This window comes from Gordonia sp. (in: high G+C Gram-positive bacteria), assembly GCF_052106715.1.
GTDB lineage: Bacteria > Actinomycetota > Actinomycetes > Mycobacteriales > Mycobacteriaceae > Gordonia.
On record NZ_JBQEDL010000040.1, the window covers coordinates 23,415 to 31,220 of the forward strand.

General features: G+C 66.4%; 6 protein-coding genes. 3 read left to right on the forward strand and 3 right to left on the reverse strand.

The features are described 5' to 3' along the window. Positions 1-34 precede the first annotated feature (34 nt). The gene (gene hrpA / locus ACTIMF_RS16465; RefSeq protein WP_442351364.1) at positions 35-3,745 is read left to right on the forward strand and encodes an ATP-dependent RNA helicase HrpA; all 3,711 of its coding nucleotides are present in this window, start codon (positions 35-37) and stop codon (positions 3,743-3,745) included. Positions 3,746-3,774: 29 nt separating this feature from the next. Here the strand turns inward: hrpA and nrdR are convergent, their stop codons facing one another. Together nrdR and ACTIMF_RS16475 are read right to left on the reverse strand one after the other, a co-directional pair. After that, a complete protein-coding gene (gene nrdR / locus ACTIMF_RS16470; protein WP_442351365.1) occupies positions 3,775-4,221 on the reverse strand; it encodes a transcriptional regulator NrdR in 447 nt (148 codons plus the stop codon). A gap of 75 nt (positions 4,222-4,296) precedes the next feature. Beyond that, positions 4,297-4,896 (reverse strand): LysM peptidoglycan-binding domain-containing protein, encoded by a 600-nt coding sequence (locus ACTIMF_RS16475; protein WP_442351366.1) that lies wholly within the window; start codon positions 4,894-4,896, stop codon positions 4,297-4,299. 233 nt (positions 4,897-5,129) lie between these two features. Between ACTIMF_RS16475 and lexA the strand changes: the two genes are divergently transcribed. Further along, entirely contained in the window at positions 5,130-5,801 is a 672-nt protein-coding gene (gene lexA / locus ACTIMF_RS16480) for a transcriptional repressor LexA (protein WP_442351367.1), read from the forward strand. 27 nt (positions 5,802-5,828) lie between these two features. Here the strand turns inward: lexA and ACTIMF_RS16485 are convergent, their stop codons facing one another. Next, positions 5,829-7,541, reverse strand: coding sequence for a putative PEP-binding protein (locus tag ACTIMF_RS16485; protein ID WP_442351368.1), 1,713 nt, complete (start codon positions 7,539-7,541; stop codon positions 5,829-5,831). A gap of 118 nt (positions 7,542-7,659) precedes the next feature. Between ACTIMF_RS16485 and ACTIMF_RS16490 the strand changes: the two genes are divergently transcribed. Further along, positions 7,660-7,806 (forward strand): DeoR family transcriptional regulator (locus ACTIMF_RS16490; RefSeq protein ID WP_442351371.1); only part of this gene is annotated, 147 nt, incomplete at its 3' end.

Below are 7,806 nucleotides of genomic sequence, written 5' to 3' on the forward strand. Positions count from 1 at the left end.
GCGATTATGCCGCGGCCGTAGAATCGACGCCATCATGTCGTCGCCTCTGACCATCACGTATCCGCCGGAACTTCCCGTCAGCGCCTGCCGCGAGGAGATCACCGAAGCGATCTCCGACCACCAGGTGGTCGTCATCGCGGGCGAGACTGGCTCGGGCAAGACGACTCAGCTCCCGAAGATCTGTCTCGAGATGGGCCGAACCGCCATCGGCCACACTCAACCCCGGCGCATCGCGGCCACGTCGGTCGCCGGACGTATCGCCGACGAACTCGGCACCGAGCTAGGCGACGCCGTCGGCTATCAGGTCCGATTCTCGGACAAGAGCTCGAAGAGCACCCGCGTCAAAGTCATGACCGACGGCATCCTGCTGCGCGAGATCACCACCGACCCCCTCCTTCGCGGGTACGACACGATCATCATCGACGAAGCGCACGAGCGAAGCCTCAACATCGACTTCCTGCTCGGCTACCTCAAACAACTCCTTCCCAGACGACCTGATCTCAAACTGGTCATCACGTCCGCGACGATCGAACCCGATCGCTTCGCTCGCCATTTCGCCGGACCCGACGACGCGGTACCCATCATCGAGGTGTCCGGTCGCACCTACCCTGTCGAGATCCGTTATCGCCCTTTGAGTTCCAACGACGAGGACACGGTCGACCTCGACCAGATCGCGGCGATCGACTCCGCGGTCGGCGAATTGTGGGGTCGAGGCTCGGGCGACATCCTCGTGTTCCTGCCCACCGAGCGCGACATCCGGGAAACGTCGGAAGCACTCGGCAAGTCGCGTCGTAACGCTGACATCGTCCCGCTGTTCGCACGCCTCTCCGTCGCCGAACAGCATCGGGTGTTCAGCCCATCCAACGGTCGCCGCATCGTCCTCGCGACGAACGTCGCGGAGACCTCGCTGACCGTGCCCGGCATCCGTTACGTGATCGACGCAGGCAGCGCCCGCATCTCGCGCTACTCCACGCGCACGAAGATCACGCGTCTGCCCATCGAGAAGGTGTCGCAGGCGAGTGCCCGCCAACGCGCCGGTCGCTGCGGCCGCGTCGCCCCTGGCATCTGCATCCGGCTCTACTCGGAGGACGACTTCGATGCGCGCCCCGAGTACACCGACCCCGAGATTCTCCGCAGCAACCTCGCCGCGGTCATTCTCTCGATGCTGTCTCTGAAACTCGGCGACATCACCGAGTTCCCGTTCGTCCAGCCACCGGAGCCGCGCGCCGTCCGCGACGGTATGGCGTTGCTCTCCGAACTCGGGGCGGTGACCGATACCGACTCGGCCGTGGCCCGCCTGACCGCAGTCGGCACCACGCTGTCTCGCCTGCCCGTCGACCCGCGGCTCGGACGGATGCTCGTCGCGGGACACGATAACGGGTGCTTGGACCACATCCTGGTGATCGCCGCCGCCCTCGCGCTCCCCGACGTCCGCGAGTTCCCGTCGGATCGCCGCGAGGCCGCGCAGACCGCGCACCGACGGCACGCCGTCCCCGGATCCGAGTTCATGGCGTACCTCAAGCTATGGACGTACCTGCGCGAGCAGCGGGACGAATTGTCGGGCAACCAGTTCCGCCGTCAGTGCGAACGAGAGTTCATCCACTACCTCCGTGTCCGCGAATGGTGGGATCTGCACCGCCAACTCAAACGGACGGTCCGTGACCTCCACTGGCAGACGCCGGACACCGAGGCCGACGCCACCGCGGTGCACAAGTCGATCTTGACCGGCCTGCTCACCAATGTCGGTGCCCGACAAGGAGACACTCGCGACTTCCTCGGCACACGTGGCACCCGGTTCGCGATCTTCCCCGGTTCGTTCCTCGCCGCCAAGCCACCGGCCTTCGTGATGGCGGCCGAACTCATGGAGACCTCGCGTCTGTTCGCTCACACGGTGGCGGCCATCGATCCGGAGTGGGTCGAGCAGGCCGCGGGCGACCTGGTCACGCGTACGTACAGCGAGCCGCACTGGTCGACGCGGCGGGCAGCCGTCATGGCGTACGAGCGCGTCACGCTGTACGGGGTCCCGCTCGTCGCCCAACGGCGCATCCATTACGGCCCAATCGATCCGAAGACGGCCCGGGAGATCTTCATCACCGAGGCCCTCGTGGGCGGTCGATGGCGCAGCAGGCATGCGTTCGTCCAACGCAACGCGCAGATGCTCAAGGAAGTCGAGGACCTTGAGCACCGCTCCCGACGCCGAGACGTCGGAATCAGCGACACGGAACTGTTCGACTTCTACGACGCCCGGGTACCCGCGAACGTCGTCTCCGCACGCCACTTCGACTCATGGTGGAAGAAGGCCGGACGGTCCGAACCGGCGCTGCTCGATCTGACTGCCGAGATGTTCGCAGCCGACGACGTTCCGCGGGCCGACGAGTTCCCGTCGGCCTGGCAGCAGGGTGAGACACGTCTGGAACTGCGCTACCACTTCTCGCCGGGCGCACCCGACGACGGCGTGACCGTCGTCGTCCCGCGCGAATTGCTCGACCACGTCCACGACGGTGGGTTCGACTGGCTCGTGCCCGGAATGCGATCGGAGTTGGTGACGGCACTCATCAAGTCCCTCCCCAAAGGCCTGCGCAAGTCGATGTCGCCGGCGCAGCGATACGCAGACCTCGCATTGGAACAGTTGTCGGCGAGGTCGGAGCCCCTGATACCGACCCTGGCGCGCGAGCTATCGACGATGACGCGAATCTCGTTGTCGCCCCGCGACTTCCGCACTGAGGGTCTACCGCCACACCTGCGGATGCACTATGCCGTGACTGACGCCAAAGGCGCAGTGGTGGCGCGCGGCGACCGCCTCGCCGACCTCCGCTCTCAGTTTCAGACACGCGGCGGCGCGGCGACGAAGTCACAGACCTTCACCGCGTGGACCGCCGACGGTCTCGGAACCCTCGCTGAGGACCGCACCCAGGTACTGGCCGGGCAGCAGGTCACGAGGTACCCGACCCTGACAGTTGTGCCCAGATCCGGCGTACCCGGCTCCGGAGCGCCGGGAGAGGGTGTGCAGGTCGTCGACGTGTCAACCACCACAGCGCGCGACGCGGGGATCGTCTCGGGCGTCCGGGAACTCCTCACCCAGGCGATCACTCCCCCGCCCCGCCGCCTCGCGTCGTCGCTGCCGCCTGCCCGCAAACTAGCGCTGAGCCAGAGTCCGTACCACGACGTCGACGCGCTGCTCGCCGACTGCACACGGCGCGCGGTGATCGACGTACTCGCCGGTCGGTCCGATGTCGCAGCGGTTCGGTCGGCCGCCGACTTCGACGCGCTGTCCGGGCGGGTATCTCCATCGGTACGGCAGACGGCCCCCGAGTACTTCGACGCCGCCGTCGACGCTCTCGTCGAATACTCCCGAGTGCGGGGCGCCATCGGCGAACAGACGGGCACGTTGGCGGCCGACGATGTCGCCGACCAGGTCGCCGATCTCGTCTTCGACGGATTCGTCGGCGTCACCGCCGGACCACACTTACGGGCTCTGCCTCGATATCTGTCGGCCGCACGTGCACGGTTGGAGGCACTGCCCGGTTCAGCGGCACGGGACAACGACGGCACAGCAGTGATCGACCGGCTCGTCGCACTCTGGAATCAGCGCCTCGCGCAGATACCCGAAGCACGCCACGATGCGCTCAACGAGATGGTGCAGTGGCAGTTGGAAGAGCTCCGTGTCAGCCTGTTCGCTCAGCAACTCGGCACGGCGGGGACGGTCTCGGAGAAGCGGATTCGCAAAGCGATCGAGAAGTTCTGAACCACGAAGCTGTACGGTCTGTGGTCGACTCAGACTCGGGAACGTAGTTCGTCGATCTCGCGCTGGAAATCGTCGGCCGACTCGAACGACTTGTACACCGAAGCGAACCGCAGGTACGCGACCTCATCGAGGTCGCGGAGCGGTCGCAGGATGGCGAGACCGACTTCGTTACTCGGGATCTCGGCCGAGCCGGACCCGCGGACGGCGTCCTCCACCTGATACGCAAGTTTAGCGAGAGCGTCCTCGTCGACGTGCCGACCCTGGCAGGCACGACGTACACCTTTCATCACCTTTTCGCGGCTGAACGGCTCGGAGACGCCGTTGCGTTTGACGACCGACAGAACAGCGGCCTCGACGGTGCTGAAGCGGCGACCGCACTCCGCGCATGACCGGCGGCGGCGGATCGCCAGACCGTCGTCCGCGACGCGGGAATCCACCACTCGTGTGTCGTCGTTCTTGCAGAACGGGCAGCGCATGCCAAAAGAGTACTCGTAGCCACGGTGCTCACTCACACACCGGGCCGCTGCAACCCGACGCCGGAGCACTACGGCTCAGTACGCCGGTGCGATCAGCGGTTGGCCGACGCGGAGTCCGGACGACTGTAGGTGGTTCAGTTCGCGCAACTGCTCGACGACGCCCGCCACCGGCAGGTCCGTCGCGATCCGTCGCGCGATGTCTGACAGAGACTCGCCGCTGCGTGCGTGGACGACCTGCGTGACACCTGGCACGCCGGGTGTGGATGCGTCCGCGTAGTCCGATCCGACAATCGTGAACAGCCACACCACACCCGCCAGGATCGCTCCGACGGCCAACGCGCCGACCAGTCGGCGACGACGGATCACCGCGTCGATGTTCGAACGCTCGCCCGGCGTGCGAAACGAGGCGTGACGATCGGCTGCCGGACGCGCCTGTACCGCTGCGATACGACGTGAATAGCCCTCAGGAACCGAACGGAGTCGTCCGCCCGCGACCCGAGCGCGGCGCGGATCACGGCCCGTCGGACTACACACCTGTGCCGACCGCTCGGCCCGAATCGGCGTACTCGACGCACCGCCGATGACAGGTATATCGCAGGTCGTGACGGATATCTGCGGACGCTCCACCCCGCGGCGGCGGCGCTCGACAGTCTTGGAAATCAGTGCCTGGCTCATCGTATGCTCCTCATCGATCACGTGTTCGAAGAACCTTTGTTCGACAGTAAACACCACGCCTACGACAAAGTCAGCAACACGTCGAACAATTGTTTGAAATCCGTGATCTGCTCGACTATTCTTCAAGTCAGATCGGACCCGATGTTCGAATAGCCCGAACACCCCGCTCCGATCACGGATTCCGTCCCGATCACGCACCGCGCGGATCGCGCACGATGAGGAAAGGACCGACGATGGCTGACACTCCCGATCCACTGCTCTCGACGTCGACACTGGAGGCGTCGCTGACGCAGCGCCAGCGGGAGGTGCTCGAGGTCATTCGGAAGTCGGTCCGCGAGCGCGGATATCCACCGAGCATCCGCGAGATCGGTGAGGCCGTCGGCCTGACGTCGACGTCGTCGGTGGCCCACCAACTACGGACACTCGAGCGTCGCGGTCTCCTCAAAAGGGATCCACACCGACCACGTGCGGTGAATGTCCGCGGCGACAACACCACGCCTCCGGCCGACGAGTCGTCCGAGGCCCTGCCGACGCCGACGTTCGTTCCGGTCCTTGGTCGGATCGCCGCCGGTGGTCCGATCCTCGCCGAGCAGGCGGTCGAGGAGGTCTTTCCAATGCCGAAGGAACTCGTCGGCGACGGCTCGCTGTTCATGCTCCGCGTGGTCGGCGAATCAATGGTCGACGCCGCGATCTGCGACGGCGACTGGGTGGTCGTGCGTCAGCAGAACGTCGCTGAGAACGGAGACATCGTCGCTGCGATGATCGACGGAGAGGCCACCGTGAAGACCTTCAAGCGCAAGGACGGCCACGTGTGGCTCATGCCGCACAACGAGCACTTTGAGCCGATCCCGGGTGACGACGCAGCCGTCCTCGGCAAGGTCGTCACAGTCATGCGCCGGATCTAGCCCGCCCGGAGCCAAGCCGGGCGGAATCTAACCGAGCACCCTGCGCGAGGCGTCCCGCGCATCGGACGCACTGGTCGCCGCGAGCGCCGCACGAGCGGCCTCGCGGCACTGCTCTATCGTTACCTGGCCGAGTTTGAGGCCGACTGCCGACGCCGCCGCAGGCGCTGACGACAACGAACGCACGCCGAGGCCGACGAGGACGCATGCAAGCAACGGGTCGGCGGCCGCTTCGCCGCAGACGCCGACGTTCTTATCCGCTCGCTCACCCGCCGCGCCGACCATCCCGATCAAGGCCAGGACGGCTGGCTGCCACGGGTCGGTCAACGACGCCAGTTCCGGCGACATCCGGTCGGCCGCCATCGTGTACTGCGTGAGATCATTCGTGCCGATCGAGACGAAGTCGACCTCCGCGAGGATCGCATCCGCCAGGATCGCTGCCGACGGCACCTCGACCATCACACCGGGAATCAAGCCGCGATCACGGACTTGGGCGGCGAACTCGCGCGCCTCGTCCACGGTCGCGATCATCGGGGCCATGACCCAGGGCACCGCTGCGGCCCCCTCGGCTGCCGCGGCGAGCGCGTCGAGTTGACCACGACGGATCTCGGGGTGCGTGACCGAGGTTCGGTTGCCGCGAACGCCCATGGCCGGATTCGGTTCGAGATCGGTCTCGACGAACCGCAACGGCTTATCCGAACCGGCGTCCAAAGTACGGATCACGACCTTCTGGCCATCGAATGCCTCGATGACCTCGCGGTACAGCGCCGTCTGCTCGTCGACTGTCGGCTCGGACGCGCGATCGAGGAATGCCAACTCGGTACGGAACAGTCCGACCCCCTGCACCGGCGACCGGGTCGCAGTACGTGCAGAGACCCCGTCGGCGACGTTCGCGAGGACGGCGACGGGCACACCGTCCACGGTCGTTCCGGGACCGGTCCACGCAGCGGCCTCGGCTGCTTCCGCGCGCGATCGGGCCACCGCCGCGCCGATCGCATCCTCATCGGGCTCCGCCCCGATCGTCCCGGCATACCCGTCGACGTAAGCGGCTACGCCCGGAGGGATGTCGTCGAGCGCCGCGGCCGCGACCACGCATGGGATACCCAACTGTCGCGCGATGATCGCCGTATGGCCACTCGGGCCACCGAGTCGCATCGCCAGCCCGACGACGAGGTCGGGGTTGAGCCCAGCGGTGTCCGCGGGTGCCAGATCGTCCGCGCAGAGGACGGACGGGACCTCTGGGGTCGGGACGCCGGGTTCGGGCTGGCCGAGGAGTTCGGCGATCACCCGATCACGCACGTCGCGTAGATCGGTGACCCGTTCGGCCATGACGCCCCCGAGGGAGGTGAACATCTCGACGAACTTCTCGGTCGCTGCGGCAGCCGCAGCAGGCGCCGGGCGACCCGACGCTATGAGTCCGGTCGCCGTCGAGATCCAACCTCGGTCGCGCGCGAGACCCGCTGTAGCCGTGAGGACTTCGGCAGATACGCCAGTGCTGTGCGACGCCCGGTCGGCGAGGCGAGCACTCACCGCCTCCGCGGCGTCGACGAATGCTTGCTCATGCGCTTTCCGCTCGTCCTCGCCGACCGCTGGAGCGTCGGCATCGAAGGCGGGACGGGCACCCACACGTATCACCGGACCGTAAGCGAGTCCGCCGACCACGGGAGTGCCGGTCACGACGATCGACGCGTCGAACGGGTTGGGAACGGGTGCAGCGGGCGCTGCCGTATCGCTGAACGTCATGTGAGAGAGGTTACAAGAACGTATTGACTATGCAAGCATTACACGGGTAAACAAAGATATATTCCAACCAAACGCAGACTAATCAACACGGCAGCGCGGGCCGGGAAGGAACGGACACATGTACGCCGAGGAACGCCAGCAGGCGATCGCCGCGGAGGTCCGCGAGCGCGGGCGCGCATCCGTCGCCGAGCTCTCAGAGCGCTTCTCGGTGACGGGCGAGACCGTTCGCCGAGACCTCACCGCCCTGCACCGTGCCGGCTCGGTG